This is a genomic window from Vibrio tetraodonis, assembly GCF_003350295.1.
Taxonomy (GTDB): Bacteria; Pseudomonadota; Gammaproteobacteria; order Enterobacterales; family Vibrionaceae; genus Vibrio; species Vibrio tetraodonis.
Genome location: NZ_QLYY01000009.1, coordinates 155,923 through 172,969 on the forward strand (window position 1 = coordinate 155,923; position 17,047 = coordinate 172,969).

General features: G+C 42.2%; 15 protein-coding genes, 1 riboswitch and 1 other annotated feature. Of the genes, 4 read left to right on the forward strand and 11 right to left on the reverse strand.

The window, feature by feature from the left end; all coding sequences use genetic code 11:
* Positions 1-12 precede the first annotated feature (12 nt).
* The 10 genes from DPF90_RS06900 to DPF90_RS06945 form a co-directional block, all read right to left on the reverse strand.
* Complete coding sequence (locus tag DPF90_RS06900) at positions 13-1,533, reverse strand: EAL domain-containing protein (RefSeq protein WP_114785590.1); 1,521 nt, start codon at positions 1,531-1,533, stop codon at positions 13-15.
* Positions 1,534-1,718: 185 nt separating this feature from the next.
* The gene (hisIE, locus tag DPF90_RS06905; RefSeq protein WP_114785591.1) at positions 1,719-2,354 is read right to left on the reverse strand and encodes a bifunctional phosphoribosyl-AMP cyclohydrolase/phosphoribosyl-ATP diphosphatase HisIE; all 636 of its coding nucleotides are present in this window, start codon (positions 2,352-2,354) and stop codon (positions 1,719-1,721) included.
* The gene (gene hisF, locus DPF90_RS06910) at positions 2,351-3,124 is read right to left on the reverse strand and encodes an imidazole glycerol phosphate synthase subunit HisF (RefSeq protein ID WP_114785592.1); all 774 of its coding nucleotides are present in this window, start codon (positions 3,122-3,124) and stop codon (positions 2,351-2,353) included. Before hisF ends, hisIE begins: the two co-directional genes overlap by 4 nt.
* Entirely contained in the window at positions 3,106-3,843 is a 738-nt protein-coding gene (gene hisA / locus DPF90_RS06915; RefSeq protein ID WP_114785593.1) for a 1-(5-phosphoribosyl)-5-[(5-phosphoribosylamino)methylideneamino]imidazole-4-carboxamide isomerase, read from the reverse strand. Before hisA ends, hisF begins: the two co-directional genes overlap by 19 nt.
* A 12-nt stretch (positions 3,844-3,855) precedes the next feature.
* Positions 3,856-4,470, reverse strand: a complete 615-nt coding sequence (hisH, locus tag DPF90_RS06920) for an imidazole glycerol phosphate synthase subunit HisH (protein WP_114785594.1) — start codon at positions 4,468-4,470, stop codon at positions 3,856-3,858.
* A 14-nt stretch (positions 4,471-4,484) separates the two neighbouring features.
* Positions 4,485-5,558, reverse strand: a complete 1,074-nt coding sequence (hisB, locus tag DPF90_RS06925; RefSeq protein WP_114785595.1) for a bifunctional histidinol-phosphatase/imidazoleglycerol-phosphate dehydratase HisB — start codon at positions 5,556-5,558, stop codon at positions 4,485-4,487.
* A 64-nt stretch (positions 5,559-5,622) separates the two neighbouring features.
* Positions 5,623-6,663, reverse strand: coding sequence for a histidinol-phosphate transaminase (gene hisC, locus DPF90_RS06930; protein ID WP_114785596.1), 1,041 nt, complete (start codon positions 6,661-6,663; stop codon positions 5,623-5,625).
* Between the two features lie 5 nt (positions 6,664-6,668).
* Positions 6,669-7,964 carry a histidinol dehydrogenase gene (hisD, locus tag DPF90_RS06935; protein ID WP_114785597.1) on the reverse strand — a complete coding sequence of 432 codons (1,296 nt, stop codon included), beginning with the start codon at positions 7,962-7,964 and terminating at the stop codon, positions 6,669-6,671.
* A 5-nt stretch (positions 7,965-7,969) separates the two neighbouring features.
* Positions 7,970-8,866 (reverse strand): ATP phosphoribosyltransferase, encoded by an 897-nt coding sequence (gene hisG / locus DPF90_RS06940; protein WP_114785598.1) that lies wholly within the window; start codon positions 8,864-8,866, stop codon positions 7,970-7,972.
* A gap of 40 nt (positions 8,867-8,906) precedes the next feature.
* Positions 8,907-9,038: a sequence feature (His leader region), on the reverse strand.
* Between the two features lie 166 nt (positions 9,039-9,204).
* Entirely contained in the window at positions 9,205-10,806 is a 1,602-nt protein-coding gene (locus tag DPF90_RS06945; RefSeq protein ID WP_114785599.1) for a Na+/H+ antiporter NhaC family protein, read from the reverse strand.
* 115 nt (positions 10,807-10,921) lie between these two features.
* A riboswitch (Lysine riboswitch) is annotated at positions 10,922-11,103 on the reverse strand.
* A 609-nt stretch (positions 11,104-11,712) separates the two neighbouring features.
* Here DPF90_RS06945 and DPF90_RS06955 point away from each other — a divergent pair.
* Positions 11,713-12,120 carry an H-NS family histone-like protein gene (locus DPF90_RS06955; RefSeq protein WP_114785601.1) on the forward strand — a complete coding sequence of 136 codons (408 nt, stop codon included), beginning with the start codon at positions 11,713-11,715 and terminating at the stop codon, positions 12,118-12,120.
* An 87-nt stretch (positions 12,121-12,207) separates the two neighbouring features.
* Here DPF90_RS06955 and DPF90_RS06960 read toward each other — a convergent pair whose 3' ends face one another.
* A complete protein-coding gene (locus DPF90_RS06960; RefSeq protein WP_114785646.1) occupies positions 12,208-13,512 on the reverse strand; it encodes an inosine/guanosine kinase in 1,305 nt (434 codons plus the stop codon).
* Positions 13,513-13,774: 262 nt separating this feature from the next.
* Here DPF90_RS06960 and mnmA point away from each other — a divergent pair, with 262 nt between their 5' ends.
* The 3 genes from mnmA to purB all read left to right on the forward strand — a co-directional run bounded on the left by mnmA (position 13,775) and on the right by purB (position 17,041).
* Positions 13,775-14,896, forward strand: coding sequence for a tRNA 2-thiouridine(34) synthase MnmA (gene mnmA / locus DPF90_RS06965; protein WP_114785602.1), 1,122 nt, complete (start codon positions 13,775-13,777; stop codon positions 14,894-14,896).
* 11 nt (positions 14,897-14,907) lie between these two features.
* On the forward strand, positions 14,908-15,525 hold the full coding sequence (hflD, locus tag DPF90_RS06970) for a high frequency lysogenization protein HflD (RefSeq protein WP_114785603.1): 618 nt from the start codon (positions 14,908-14,910) through the stop codon (positions 15,523-15,525).
* Positions 15,526-15,670: 145 nt separating this feature from the next.
* Positions 15,671-17,041: an adenylosuccinate lyase gene (purB, locus tag DPF90_RS06975; protein WP_114785604.1), complete on the forward strand. Its 1,371-nt coding sequence runs from the start codon at positions 15,671-15,673 to the stop codon at positions 17,039-17,041.
* Positions 17,042-17,047: the final 6 nt, after the last annotated feature.

Genomic DNA, 17,047 nt, shown 5'->3' on the forward strand with positions numbered 1-17,047 from the left:
CTATACATTAGATTAGCCGGAGTGTTGAATAAATTGGATAAAATCTTTGATAGGCATTGGTTTGGCAAAATAATAGCCTTGTAAACAATGAATATTGCGAGCTGTAAGATATTCAACTTGTTCAATTGTTTCGACACCTTCGGCTACGGTTTTCATCCCAAGTCTTGAGGCGAGATCCAACAAGTTTTCAACGATATGCGCAGATACTGAGTTTGTGCCTATCATGCGAATGAAACTTTGGTCGATTTTCAATACATCGAACCGGAACTGATGCAAATACTTCAAACTCGAATGTCCAGTGCCAAAATCATCTATCGCTAGCTGAATCTTGTTATCATGTAAAGCATTAAATAAGTTGCTAGCTTCTTGCGTATTTTCGATTAATTCTCGCTCTGTCAGCTCCAAGCATAAACGAACTTGATTTTGTGAAAAAGCGTTAAGAAAGCTTAGGCTATCTGCCAAGAGATCAGAATTCACGCAGTGCTTAGCTGAGATATTAAATGATATTGTAAAATTATCGCTCAATAACTTTTGATGAGGCGAAATCTGATCGCTCACCTGAGTCATAATTGATTGAGTCATTGGTATGATTAGGCCAGTCTCTTCCGCTAGGGGGATGAACAAGTCAGGGCGGACAAGACCTTCTTGTGGATCATCCCAACGCATTAAGACTTCTGCACCGACAACCCTGTATTGGCTGTCAACGTAAGGCTGAATATAAGGGACAAACTCTTTGTTATGAATAGCTCGTTCTATCTTGTCCTTCATGGATTCGGGTTTTCCGGTAACCCAATAGGTATACCAAGATATTGCTGCGCAAAAGAGTATCAAAATAGCCATTGCGGTCTGCTTATGAGATACCATAAAGTCCAAATAATCGTCATGCGATAGCCATACACTCAAGGAGTATGGATAGTGTTTGGAGTTGACTACTAAGGTGCTTCTTATCGAGCTTGTACTGACTTTACCTGTTTTATCTATCCAAGAATCGCCAATTTGTAAGTGAATCAATCTTTCTTGGCTAGTCAACGTCAAAATATTTTTTAGGTAATAACCAGCAACAGAAGAAGCAACACTCACATTGCCATGAGTTATTACAAAGCTAAGGGCGGGCTCCTTTGGGTTAATAGGGGAGCTTGGTATAAGGACTAAAGAGTTATCAACCAGCCTATAATCGGGTAACGGAGAGTCAACTTTTCCAAGTAACGAACTGCAATATATTCGTCCATCTTTAATCAAAGTTATCATCCTAACATCGGGGATGATGACAACTAAGTCTCGAATATAAGGCAAAACCTCATCGCACTGCCCATGAGTAAACGGGTATGCTCTTTGAGCGGCAGCGTCCGCATTCCACAAAAGTCTATCAAGTAATACAACGCCAGATTGGAGTGAACGATTGGTTTCACGCTGTAAGCTGTCCTGTGCCAAAACAAATAGAAGAATAGTACCAAGAACAACAGGTAGTAAGAATGCAAAAGAGGTAAGAACAAATCGTGTCAAAAGTGGGGCTGCCCTAAAGAAGTTGATCATTATCTCTTTCTCGATAATCAGTTAAGGCAATTATAGGCGCTGATTGGTTAGTATTATAAGTATCAATTAAAAATAGAACTAAATAAGTTGCTATTTACCGCCTACCCAGATGTTGCACAGGCAGAAGATAAATAGCTTAAGTCACAGAAAAACAAGTTTAGAGTGAAAGTTAGGTAAAAACACCGTTAACCATGACGCTGTTTTAATTTGTTAATGACATCGTTGATTGAAAGACCCTGATCCTGAAGTAATACCATAAGGTGATACACCAAATCTGCAGATTCACAGACCAACTCAGACTTGTCTCCAGATGTCGCAGCTAACGCAACCTCAACCCCTTCTTCACCGACTTTTTGCGAAATACGCTTAGTTCCTTTAGCGTATAGGCTTGCCGTATAGGAAGATTCCGGATCAGCATTTTTTCTCGCTTCAAGCAAGCGCTCCAGTTGATTAAGCCATACCATTTGTGACTCCTCTTGAGGATCAACATCCCAACAAGTGGTGTTGCCTAAATGACATGTAGGACCAATAGGTTCAACTTTAACAAGCAGGGTGTCGTTATCACAATCTAAGGACATATTGACCAGCTGTAACACATTGCCCGATGTCTCACCTTTAGTCCAAAGGCGCTCCTTAGTTCGGGAGAAAAACGTTACCTTGCCTGTTTCGACCGTTTTAGCCAGCGCCTCCCGATTCATGTACCCCATCATAAGTACTTGGCTGGAACGAAAGTCCTGCATGATAGCAGGCACAAGTCCATTGACTTTACTCCAGTTGATTCTCTCGGTTAGCAAACTGGCTTCTTCCACTTTGAACGTCATAACCGTACCTCAATAACCCGTTGTTTTAAATACTGTTTCAATTCGCCAATATTAATCACTTGTTTATGGAAAACAGAAGCGGCTAAGGCGCCATCTACATTCGCTTCTAAATAGGCCGCAGCAAAGTGATCCATTTTTCCTGCCCCACCAGAAGCAATAAGCGGCACATTACACACCTGACGCACCATGTTGAGCTGCTCTATATCGTATCCATTTCGCACGCCATCTTGGTTCATCATGTTAAGTACGATTTCTCCTGCTCCTCGCTTTTGAACTTCTTGGACCCAATCACGAGTTTCCCACTGCGTGGCCTTTGTTCGTTGTTCGTCACCAGTAAACTGATAAACCTGATATCGGCCTGAGGTTTTATCAAAATACGAGTCGATGCCGACCACGATGCACTGAACACCAAACTTATCCGCGAGTTCAGTAATCAATTCCGGCTTTGCTAATGCGGGAGAGTTGATGGAAACTTTATCAGCACCAAACTCTAATATTCTCGAGGCATCTTGCGACGACTTAATACCACCAGCGACACAGAAAGGGATATCAATCACTTCAGCAACTCTCGCCACCCAGCTCTTATCCACTACACGGCCATCACTTGAAGCGGTGATATCGTAAAACACTAACTCGTCCGCTCCTTCTTCAGCGTATCGTTTTGCCAAAGGCACAATGTCGCCAATGATCTCATGGTTACGAAACTGAACACCTTTGACAACCTGCCCATCACGGACATCAAGGCATGGGATTATTCGCTTTGCCAGCATGCAAATGCCTCCTCTGTTGTAAACTTACCATCAAGCAACGCACGGCCAACAATCACGCCTGCAACACCACAGCCTTTCAAGGCTTCAATATCAACAAGTGAACCTATTCCCCCTGAAGATTGAAACTGTACCTGCGGATACTGTTTACATAAATCAACATAAAGCTCAACGTTGGAGCCTTGCAAAGTGCCATCACGTGAAATATCAGTACATAGAACATGCTTTAAGCCCACCTTTAGGAAGTCTTCAATAAGCGCCTCAATGGTTACGCCTGAGTCTTCTTGCCAGCCGGAAACTGCTACTTTACGTACTCCATTTCGGTCGATATTGATATCCAAAGCGAGAACGATTTTTTCAGCACCGTAGTTTTTCATCCAACCTTTTACCAGTTCAGGTTGTTTCACTGCCGTCGAACCGACGACTACTCGCTGCGCTCCTGCCTCTAGCAAATCCACTACATCTTGCTCGGTGCGAACACCGCCACCAATTTGAATATTTGCTGGAGTACTTGAGAGCAGTTTCGCAATCAAATCAAGCTGACGCGCAGCCGTATCTTTTGCGCCAGTCAGATCAACTAGGTGAAGCCAATTTGCACCCGCTTGGTGGTACAAGCTAAATTGCTCCACTGGATCAACTTTGTATTCGGTCACTTGACCATAATCACCTTGATAAAGGCGAACCACCTGTCCTTCGATTAAATCAAGAGCTGGAATAATCACAATCAATCCCTTTTAAAGTTCTAAGAAATTTTGAATAAGCTTGGCCCCTGCTTTAGAAGAGCGTTCAGGGTGAAACTGGACACCAAAATAGTTGCCGCTTTGCACCGCTGCTGAAAAAGGGCTGCCATAATCACTTTCAGCTATCGTGTCGCTGCCGACTGGCATTGCGAAACTGTGTACAAAGTAGAAATATTCCCCTTCTTCAACACCTTTAAATAAGGGATGGCCTGTTTTAGCAGACACTGTATTCCAGCCCATATGAGGTAAAGGCAAATCGTCTGCCTCAAGCCGAATCACCTCGCTATCACAAAGCCCAAGACACTCAACAAACTCATCTGCTTTCTGGCCTTTTTCTTGAGAGGCCTTGGCCAAAAGTTGCATACCTAAGCAGATACCCAGAAGCGGCTTGTCGACTTGTTTAACCAAGCGGACAAGATCACGTTGTTGAAGGTTTCTCATCGCTTCACTTGCGGTGCCTACACCGGGTAAAAACAATTTATCGGCCGATAACACAACCTGAGGATCACTTGAAATAGTCACTGTGTAACCCAGACGTTCGATGGCAAATTTTACCGATGACACATTGGCACAACCTGTATCGATAATAACCACTTTCTGTTCTTTCACTGCATGGTTCTCCTTCAAAGTACACCTTTACTACTAGGTAACTCAGTACCTTCAACTTTAATCGCTTGGCGAACTGTGCGGCCAAAAGCTTTAAACAGACTTTCAACAATGTGATGGTCGTTATCGCCAGATGAAGAAAGGTGTAGCGTACAAGCTAGAGTGTCTGTTAACGATCTGAAAAAGTGTCCAACCATTTCAGTAGATAAATCTCCTACTTGTTCACGGCTAAACTTCGCATCGAACTTCAGGTAAGGGCGACCAGACAAGTCCAACGCGCATTGGGCCAAACACTCATCCATGGGTAAACTGAAACCAAATCGATCAATGCCACGTTTATCACCCAAGGCTTCTTTTAGTGCTTGTCCCAAAGCTAAAGCGGTATCTTCTACTGTGTGGTGATCGTCAATATGCAAATCACCATCGACTTTACACACCATCTGAAACCCGCCGTGCGTCGCAATTTGATCCAGCATGTGATCAAAAAAGCCTAGTCCGGTTGAAATATCATTGCTTCCTTGCTGATCAAGGTTAACCGCAACTTTGATATCTGTTTCTTTGGTGGTGCGCGCTACTTCTGCAACTCGTGCTTTGATAGTTAAGTCGTTGACAATCTGCTGCCAGCCCATTGTCTGTGGATGGTATTGAATGCCTCTGATGGCCATATTTTCTGCTAATTGTAGATCCGTCTGACGATCACCAATAACAACTGAGTTCTGAAAATCAACCTTGCCTGCTCTGAGATATTCTTTAACAAGCCCTAATTTTGGTTTGCGACACGAACAGTTGTCATGTTCAAAGTGTGGGCAAATCAGCACATCATCAAACCTTACCCCTTGAGATTCGAAGATGTCCATCATCATAGTATGTGGTCCATCGAAATCTTCTTGTGGGTAACTGTCTGTCCCTAACCCATCTTGGTTGGTAACCATCACAAGACGATAGCCCGCCTCTTGCAAGGACAATAAACTTGGGATGACAAAGGGCTCTAACTTGAGTTTGTCTAATCTATCTACCTGAAAATCAGTTGGTGGTTCAACTATCAAGGTTCCATCACGGTCGATAAAAAGGATTTTTTGTTGTTTGCTCACTCGAATTTCCTTATTGCAATTTTTAGCGCTTACCTTTAGTCAGCGCACTGTATTTTTTCACTAACTATGAGTAGTAATTTCTTATAAAACCGAGCGTTTTTTCACACTCATCACGGTTACCAACACTGATGCGCACACAGTTCTCAATCGGTGAATTGCGTAAAATAACACCTGTGTCCCATGCCGCTTTGAATAGGGCGGTGCCATCGGGAAACTTAACCAATAAATAGTTACCCCAGCCTTCAAAAACCTCTAGGCCCGAGATCATAGACAAACCCACTTGCAAATAAGCGCGGTTAGCATTCAAATCCAGTACTTGGAATTTGGTTCGTGCTAAGCCCGCTTCAGACAGTGCTTGTGTGGCGATTTCGGAAACAGGAACTGGAACTGGGTATGGCGCAATAACTTTGAGCAGGATCTTGATTAGGTCTTGATTTGCTAAGGTAAATCCGCAGCGTAGTCCAGCTAGAGCAAATGCCTTGGATAAAGTGCGCAAAATGGCCAGATTTGCGTATTGAGACAGCAAATCAACCGTTGAAGCTTCGGGACAAAAATCTATGTAGGCTTCATCCATGACAACAATGGCACGCTCTTTGGTCATCTCAAGAAGTGCTACTATGTCTTCACGCTTAACTAAGTTCCCTGTCGGGTTGTTCGGGGAGCAAATAAAAATCAGTTTCACCTTATCTAAGTTTGCTTCGATTTTTGTTAAATCGAGTTGCCAATCTGATGTCAACGGCACTACTTTTTGCTCAACCCCCATGGTTTCAGCACTGATTGAGTACATACCGTAAGTCGGTGGACAGTATAAAATAGCATCTTCTCTTGGCTCACAAAAAGCGCGAATTAGCAGCTCGATCCCTTCATCGGCTCCACGAGTGGTAATGGTCTGCTCAGGCCTTACACCAGCATAAGCGGCATAGGCAGAAATAAGCTCGTTAGGCTGGCACTCACTGTAGCGATTAAGACGTGCAAAATCGGTTTTGTATTCGTTATTGAATGGTGACTCGTTGGCATTGAGCCACACATCACCACTTCCCCCTATTCTGCGAGCAGACATATAGGGAGTAAGAGTTTGGATTTGTTTTCTTACTAACTTTTCCACTGTGATTATCCTTTAGATTTCAATTTTTCGACTCGAATAGTCACTGCACGTTTATGAGCATCTAAGCCTTCCGCCTCTGCCATGGTTATCACGGTCGGCGCAAGATTTTTCAAGCCTTCAGCGGATAGTTCCTGTACTGTCATACGCTTTGTAAAGTCCGATAATCCAAGGCTCGAGTGCGTACGGGTGTAACCATAAGTTGGAAGTACATGATTGGTTCCAGACGCATAGTCACCTGCTGATTCTGGGGACCAGTCACCAAGAAATATCGAACCAGCGTTATCAAGCAAAGGAAGAAGCTCGCGAGGATTTTTAGTCTGAACGATTAAATGCTCAGGACCGTAGTAATTGGATATTGATACAGCTTGAGTTAAAGACTCAGCAATAATCACTAAGCTAGACGCAAGCGCTTGTTCTGCAATTTCAGCACGCGGTAAGTCTATCAACTGACGCCTAATTGCATCTGTAACTTGATCGGCAATAATTGGCGATGGGGTTACAAGCACTACCTGAGAATCAGGTCCATGCTCTGCCTGACTCAATAAGTCTGCCGCAATAAAATCTGCATCAGCACTTTCATCCGCGATAACAAGCACCTCTGAAGGCCCTGCTGGCATATCAATTGATGCTCCACGAAAATCATTACTCACTTGACGCTTCGCTTCTGTCACATAAGCATTACCCGGACCAAAAATTTTATCGACTTTTGAGACTGTCTCTGTTCCATATGCCATGGCCGCGATAGCTTGACCACCACCCACATTGTAAACCTCATCAATGCCGCAGAGTTTGGCGACATAAAGGATCTCATCAGCAATCGGTGGCGGAGAGCAAAGCACCACTTTACGACAACCAGCAATCTTTGCTGGAACGCCCAGCATCAATACCGTTGAAGGTAGTGGCGCGCTACCACCAGGTATGTACAGACCAACTTTCTGGATCGGGCGTGAAACTTGTTCGCATACTACTCCTGGCTGGGTTTCTACTTTAATTGGCTGTGGTTTTTGCGCGGTATGAAACTTGGAAATATTTGAGTAAGCCTGTTCCAGTGCTGCTTTCATTCGAGAGGATAAGCGTTGTGAGGCTTGTTCAATATCTTGAGAAGCGACTTGTATTGATTCAGGTTGAATACGGTCAAACTGTTCGGTAAGGGAAAATAACGCCTTATCACCGTCAGCCTTAACTTGCTCAATAACATTTGAAACAGCAGAAGTAATGCTCGCTCCATCTTGCATGGCAGGACGCTTCAAAATAGAATCTTGCTGTACTTGGCTTAAAGATTCCCAGACAACGGTTTTCATTGCAACTACCCCATCATTTTTTCAATTGGCAGAACAAGGATTGAGCTGGCGCCCAGCTCTTTGAGCTGCTCCATCGTTTCCCAGAACAGGTTTTCCGTACTCACTAAGTGAATCGCAACTTTTTCTTTATCGGATGAGAGAGGAAGAACGGTTGGATCCTCAGCGCCCGGAAGTAAGGCTTTTACCTGCTCTAACTGACCTACTGGTGCATGTAGCATGATATATTTTGATTCTTTGGCTTGTTGAACTCCTTGCATTCGCGTGAGAAGTTTTTCGATCAACGCTGTCTTATCTGATTCAAAATCCCCCACACGCTGAATTAAAGTCGCTTTAGACTCAAAAATTACCGCTGCTTCCTTTAGTCCATTAGCTTCTAACGTTGCGCCTGTTGAGACAAGATCGGCAATCGCATCGGCTAAACCTGCTCGCGGTGCAACCTCGACCGATCCGGTTAACATGCAGGTGGAAAACGGAACACCTTGCTTATCCATATAGGCCTTAAGAAGTTGCGGGTAGGTGGTCGCAATACGCTTACCTGCAAGATCTTGAGGTCCGCTGTATTCTTCATCTTTATCGATTGCGATAGAGAGGCGGCAACCACCAAAATCTAGTCGGCGAAGTGGGATAAATTCACATGGTTCGCCAAGTGCTCGTCGATCTAAACGAACCTCTTCTAGTTCATTCTCGCCAATAAAGCCAAGGTCTACGACACCATCCATAATTAAGCCGGGGATGTCATCATCACGAACAAGCAAAAGGTCGATTGGCATATTCAAAGAGTGGACAACCAGACGCTCTCCCATGATATTGAACTTAACACCGCACTTTTTAAGTAGCTCTTGGCATTCTCTGCTCAAACGACCTTTTTTCTGAATCGCTATTCTCAAACGTTGTGTTGTCATTACTCGTTTCCCTGTATAAATCAAATCTTAAATCGTAAAAATCAAAAAACCCTCGGGAGTTATCTCCCGAGGGTTGAAATCTTGTGTTAGCGATTTATTCCTCCGGGAGCTTCTTGCCTCCCGGGTATGCGCGCATCTCCCGAAAGACTAGTCTGGGTGATGATGGTGATGAATGTTCATTGTAGAATTACGCATACTTATATATTGCTTAGTTGGCTTGCTTAACGAACACCCTACCCAAGGATGATTTTTTTTTCAACTAAAAATTAAAGATTTTTTGAATTTGTCTTATACAAATAAAAAGGGAGCATTTGCTCCCTTAAAAACTTTGGGTTCAATTATACATCTGGGCAACTCGCCATCTTAGTTTTAGACAAAGAAGACAGCAAAACACACACAGCAATAAATGTCACAAAAGATGCTAAAAATGAAATGCCAATCGATGCTGTTATTCCAAGCGAAGTGAAACCAACGCATGATACAGCAGCGACTGAAAGCGCATACGGCAACTGTGTAGACACATGATCGATGTGATCACAACGCGCGCCGGTTGATGACAATATCGTGGTATCAGATATCGGAGAGCAGTGGTCACCAAAAACTGAACCAGCAAGCACAGCACTGAGCATAGGTAGCATTAAACCAATTTCTGTCGCAGCGGCCATATCACCAGCAATAGGTAACATGATACCAAAAGTACCCCATGATGTTCCGGTTGAAAACGCCATGAGACCTGCGAGAAGGAAAAGAATAACAGGAAGCCAATGGACACCAATATTACCTTGTGCAAGAGTCGACAAATATTTACCGGTATTCATATCACCGATAATAGAGCCGATTGTCCAAGCGAATATTAGGATCAGGATCGCACCGAACATAGATTTAGCACCGATCCAAAGCGTACGAGAAATCTCACCTACCGCTATACCTTGCTTCACAACCGTGATTAATGCCAAAGCGAGTCCGACAAGACCACCATAAACCAGTGATGTTCCAACATCTGTATTTTCAAATGCACCAAGTAAAGTAAAAGGCTTACTATCAGCACTTAAAGACTGTCCACCTGTGTAGAGCATGGATGCAACGGTCGCGACGATAAGAAAGATAATGGGTAGAACTAGATCAGATACTTTGCCTTTCTCACTTTGAGTGATATCGAGTTCTTCGTTTATCTCATAAGCTTGTTGAGTATCTTCTGCTTCTTGTTGCCCGAAACCACGACCTTGAGATGCCGCTATTTCGTGTTTGCGCATTTTTCCTACATCAAGTCCAAACCAAGCAACGGCGAACACCATCAGCAAAGCAAATACCGCATAAAAATTCATTGGTATCAAACGGACATATGCGCCTAAGGCGGAATATTCTGTAACCCCATGTGAGACCAAGATACCACCTATAATCGTGATGATGTAAGCGCCCCAGCTTGATGCAGGCATAATCACACACATTGGAGCCGCGGTAGAATCAAGAATATAAGCAAGCTTTGCTCGAGAAACGTAAAATCTATCTGTGACAGGACGAGAAATAGCTCCAACTGCGAGGCTATTAAAGTAGTCATCAACAAAAATAAATACGCCTAAGAACGCAGCCAATAGTTTTGAACCACGTTTACTTTTGACTCTGGATTGAGCCCATTCAGCAAAAGCTAGGGTACCACCAGATAAAGTCAACAGTGCTGTCATCATACCCAGCAAGACTAGGAAGGCTAAAATACTCATATTCCAAGTATTTATACCGCCATCCTCAACGAATACGCTAGAAACTGTTGAGCCAACGTATCCTACTGTATTGCCGAGTGAATAGTCATTTAGAAGCGCTGCTCCTAAGATAATACCCACACCCAAAGATAAAAGGACGCGTCGAGTAATAATTGCCAAGCTAAGAGCCACTAGTGGTGGCAACAGCGATATCGGCGATGATGCAAAATCAATTAAATTCATGATCTTCAAAAACCAGTAATTAATGGTTAGAGATCTACTGCAGACTGATTGAAGGATTAATTCCAGAACAATAAGTGGCGGACGAAGCAAAAGACATTAGTTTACCTATCTTTAGCCCTACAGTAGCGCTCCATAGTGTTAAAAGTAATAGACTATGGCAGTGTTACCCCTTTCGGGTGCAACCCCAGCAAGCTCCTTTGATATGGAAACCCACTTCGGCAAAACAACCTTTCACACTTGTTCATTGGCATCACCCCAACAAGCCCTACTTATTTGCCCTGCTCCTCTACCGCGATGATTGGGATTTGAAACTAAAATTAGCAAAAAACCACGACAATTTAACAAAACCATCACAACGCATCGCTTCAGGTGCTCGCTATTGTACTTATCTAGGCCTTGATTTCAATAGACTCAGCGAAATAACAAGTGAACCCGATATCAGGTTGTTAGTAAGTTTTTAATAGTTCAAACATATTATTAATAGCTGCTATAATAACAAGTTGATTCATGTGATTAGAAAAACATCTTTGTTAATTATGCAATTAGTCTCTATTTCATATTTTTTCAGGCAAAAATATGAATAATAGGGTGTAAAAAAGTAATTTACTGAAAAAATTCTTGGTGCAGTGATAACGATCATCAAACTAGGTAGCACTAAATAACATGTTTGTATAAATAAATATCACTCTATTATGAAACTTATTGGCAATAAGTATTGTCATAATCACAAAAGCTTCGATATTTTATGTAACAAATTTTAATCAGTTAATAAGAAAGGTCTCATTATTCTAATGTTAAGACATTAAATAATAACTTTTTATAAGAATTTAACTATAAAATATTGTATTGCAGATAATACGGGTTTAATATTTATTCCATCGACTCCTTAATTAAGTGAGAAACTATATGTCGGAACTAACAAAAACTTTATTAAACATTCGTAGCCTACGTGCATTTGCTCGTGAGCTAACACTGGAGCAACTGGAAGAAGCCCTAGACAAACTATCAACTGTTGTCTCAGAGCGCAAAGAAGCAGAGGAAGCAGAGGAAGCGGAAAAAGCGGCACAAGAAGCTAAGCTAGCGGATATTGCTGAACAAATTAAACAGTTAGGGCTAGATAAAAACATGGTTATATCTGCATTGGCTGGAGAGTCTGCAGGTAAACAGAAATCTAAGCGTGCACCGCGTCCTGCTAAATACAAGTATGTAGACAGTAACGGTGAGAAGAAAACTTGGACTGGCCAAGGTCGTACGCCTTCTGCAATCCAAGAAAAATTAGATGCTGGCAAATCTCTGGATGATTTCCTAATCTAATTACATATATAAATAAACTTTAAATATGTAATTTTATAATATAAAAAAGCCTCATTTTCATGAGGCTTTTTTATTATCATCAATATGTTAGCGTTCCCAGTACGCTTCTTCTAAACTGTCTTCTCGCTCGGGTAATCCTCTCGATAAACGCGGAGAATGTTGTACTAGCACTTCATAACTAGCGCGATTAGAATATTTGCAAACCTGTGAAAATGACGAATAAGTCAAAAAAGTATGAGCATGCTTACTAGAATTAGGCACATTTTCTCTGTGGTGTTTATTTGCTGCCATATCATGTAATAAAGCAGAAAGTGCAGCATCTCCTGCACCATTTGTATTCTTAATTTTCTCTGGCCCACCCATATAAGGTGATATATGAGAATAAACCTTAATTGGATTTTCACATGCTGCCTTTTCAGCTGGTCGACTAAATTCATAACGATTGAATTCAGCAATACTGCCAGGAAGTAAAGGAAGAGAGGTTTGACGTTTAGCTGCATCTTCTGTGTAGCCAGCCATAAATAATCCGACCGGCCCCGCCGTACATAATACTAAATCAACCCATTCCAAAGCTTTATCGGAAGCAACAAGAGGATCAGACTCTCCCGTCAATGCTTCAGCTTCATCTTCATTCATGGCCACTACACTTACATGGTCTCGTAAAAACGCTTGCCAAAATATAGGGTCATTTTGAATAACATATTTTGTCCCCAAAGTTAACACAACCGGAACGCTATACTTTTTTGCATACTCAATAGCTTGCATTGTTGCATTTGGCATAGGATCACCATCCTTGCAACGAATTAAGTAAGATGTCAGCACTAATGCTGATGCATTTTTGAATATAGACTCAGGGATATTATTTGCATGAAGCTGATTCATCTGGCCTTCACTAATTGCGAAGGTCCTCTCACCATCATCTGAAATTAATGCAAAGCACCTTCCTATTGCACCGTCAACACCTTGTAAATAGTTAAGATCCATACGACTAGAGGTATTACACAAATAGCGATAACCATAACTACCAATTTTAATGTCCTGACTCATCACTCCCAAAAGTGTTGAGCGATCATCGGCAAGGACTGAATAATTATGAAGCGTATTACCTATGGTACCACCAGCGTACTCATTAGTAATTAAATTGTTTTCTTTCAACTCGTTATAGAGAGCTTCCGCTGTGTCATCATCAATAACTAATGAGTGCCCTTTACTCAACTTATATCTATCAATAAGTTCCGAGTCTACTTTGGCTTCAATATCTACCAAAGTTTGATCAATACCAATAATGTGTGTGCTCGATACCTTCTTACTTTGTTGAGACTGGCTAACCAAAGGATCACGTGTATGGACAGGAAAATAATGTTTAGATTTTCGTTGGCCTGGGAACTTCATAGCAAATTTTCTGAGTAAGGGATGAAAAAGGGTTTGGATTCTACCGTGTGCGATCAGATGCAGCAACCTTTCAATTTTAGCAAACGTTTGCATTATTAATAAAATAATAAATCACCGAATTATACTGGCTAGCTTTGGCGAAAGTTGTCGCTCCCCATGAACTCTCAACTAAGAAATGAACAGTGTTTTCAACCGAGAAACTGTCACCCGCTAACGCTTTCTGTTAAGATTTGCCTCCAGTTAATTTGTGTGGTGTTTTGAAATGTCTCAGAACTATACTGACAACAGTAAAAAGAAAGTCATCGTTGGCATGTCCGGCGGTGTCGACTCATCCGTTTCCGCTTTTCTTCTCAAACAGCAAGGCTATCAAGTAGAAGGCTTGTTCATGAAAAACTGGGAGGAAGATGATAACGAGGAATACTGTACAGCAGCCGAAGACTTAGCAGATGCGCAAGCGGTTTGTGACAAGTTGGGTATCTACCTACATAAAATTAACTTTGCTTCGGAATATTGGGACAATGTCTTTGAGTACTTTTTATCAGAATATAAAGCTGGGCGTACTCCAAATCCTGACATCCTCTGCAACAAGGAAATAAAATTCAAAGCGTTTTTAGAGTTTGCCGACGAAGTACTTGATGCAGACTACATTGCAATGGGCCATTACGTGCGCCGGACGTTTTCAGACAATGTAGACGAAGTAAAAATGCTTCGTGGTTTAGACTCTAATAAAGATCAGAGCTATTTCCTATATACACTCAGCAATGAGCAAGTTGCTCGTAGCCTTTTTCCTGTTGGTGAATTAGAAAAGCCAGAAGTGCGAAAAATAGCAGAAGAGCAAGATCTCATTACCGCTAAGAAAAAAGATTCGACCGGTATTTGCTTTATTGGTGAGCGTAAGTTTACTGACTTTCTTTCACGTTATCTTCCAGCACAACCGGGGAAAATTGAAACTCCAGAGGGCAAGGTGATCGGGGAGCATCAAGGGCTTATGTATCACACTCTAGGTCAAAGAAAAGGCCTACATATAGGTGGCCAAAAAGGTGGCGGCGGTAATGAAGACCCTTGGTATGTTGCAGATAAAGACCTCAAGAGAAACGTACTGATTGCCGTGCAGGGTGCCGATCACCCTTTACTAAAATCTCAGGGATTAATTGCCTCACAACTGCATTGGGTCAATCGAAAAACAATCACAGAACCTTTCCAATGTTCTGTCAAAACACGTTATCGCCAAGCCGATATACCCTGTACCATTATTCCGGTCGACGACAACACCATTAAAGTCATATTTGATGATCCTCAAGTCGCCGTTACACCAGGCCAATCCGCTGTATTTTATCATGGTGAGGCGTGCTTAGGTGGTGGCATTATTAAAGAACGTATTTAGGAGTACTGTCTGTGGCTAATGCACTTTATGACCAAACTATCGCTTTTGCCGGAATTTGCCAAGCTGTTGTTCTCGTTCAACAAGTAGCGAAAAACGGTCACTGTGACTCTGACGCATTTGAAGCATCGCTAAAAGCAATTTTAAGCACCTCCCCAGCCAATACTGTGGGTGTTTTTGGCCGAGAGTCAAATTTAAAAATCGGGCTAGAATGCATTGTTAAAGGGATAGATAGTACCCCTTCTGGTAGTGAAGTTACTCGTTACATCATCAGTTTGATGGCACTTGAAAGAAAGCTAAGTGGACGTAAAGATGCGATGTCTCAACTGGGAGACCGAATCCAAATGATTGACAGACAGCTTGATCATTTTGACTTACTAGAAGAACAAATGCTGAGTAATCTCGCCAGTATCTATCTCGACGTGATTAGTCCAATAGGCCCAAGAATACAAGTAACAGGAACACCATCCGTACTACAACAAATAAATAACCAGCACAAAGTCAGAGCTTTATTACTTTCGGGTATTCGCAGTGCTGTTTTATGGCGCCAAGTAGGAGGCAAAAGGCGACACCTAATCTTTGGGCGAAAGAAAATGGTTGAACAAGCTCGAATCCTACTAGCAAGAATTTAAGCATAAAAGCCAACTTAATTCATTCAGAGTTGGCTGTTCTATCCAAAAAACCATCACAGCAAACGTTTGCGCAATGTGCGTGACAATAGTGTAAGTTATTGGTATAAAGCTCACGACATTTAGACACTCAATTCAGGAGAACATCATGGAACTGTCAGCATTGACTGCTGTTTCACCAGTAGACGGCCGATACGGAAGCAAGACTACAGCTTTACGCGAGATTTTTAGTGAATATGGTCTACTTAAATACCGTACTATCGTCGAAATCCGTTGGTTACAAAAGCTTGCAGCGACAGCCGAAATTGTAGAAGTCCCAGCTTTTAGCGCAGAAGCGAATCAGTTTTTAAACGATCTTGCTGCCAACTTTTCTGAACAAGATGCACGTAGAATAAAAGACATTGAGCGCACAACCAACCATGATGTCAAAGCAGTAGAGTATTTCCTGAAAGAAAAAGTGGCTGGCATTCCTGAATTGCACGCTGTTAATGAATTTCTGCATTTTGCTTGTACCTCTGAAGATATCAACAATACATCTCATGCACTGATGCTAAAAGAAGCGCGTGAGACTGTGATTCTGCCCGAAATACGCAACATCATTGATGCCATCAAAGCTCTTGCTGTTGAATATCGAGATATTCCACTACTCTCTCGAACTCATGGTCAGCCCGCGTCTCCATCAACTATGGGTAAGGAAATGGCCAATGTTGCGTACCGCATGGAGCGTCAGTATAAGCAAATTGCTAGTGTCGAAATTCTCGCAAAAATAAATGGTGCAGTAGGTAACTACAATGCCCATTTGTCCGCTTATCCAGAGTTAAACTGGCATCAGTTTTCTGAAGACTTCATCACTGAATCTCTGGGCGTGACTTGGAATCCATACACAACTCAGATTGAGCCGCATGATTACATCGCAGAATTGTTCGATGCCATTGCTCGATTCAATACCATATTGATTGATTTTGATAGAGATATTTGGGGTTATATTGCGCTGGGCCATTTCAAGCAAAAAACCATTGCGGGTGAGATTGGGTCTTCAACTATGCCTCATAAAGTCAACCCTATTGATTTTGAAAACTCAGAGGGTAACCTTGGTCTTGCTAATGCAGTGTTTGCACACTTAGCGCAAAAACTGCCAATCTCTCGCTGGCAACGTGATCTAACGGACTCAACAGTCCTACGTAATTTAGGTGTTGGTGTCGGTTATGCAATCATTGCTTATACGTCAACACTTAAAGGCATCAGCAAACTAGAAGTCAATCGCGATGCTCTTCTAGCAGAGCTCGATCAAAACTGGGAAGTACTTGCAGAACCTGTTCAAACCGTTATGCGCCGCTATGGAATTGAAAAGCCTTATGAAAAACTAAAGGAACTCACTCGCGGTAAACGTGTTGATGGCGAAGCAATGAAACACTTCATCGAAGGACTAGCATTACCAGAACACGAGAAAGAACGTTTAAAACAAATGACACCAGCTAATTATATAGGTCAAGCAATCGAGCTAACCGATAAGCTATAGAAAACT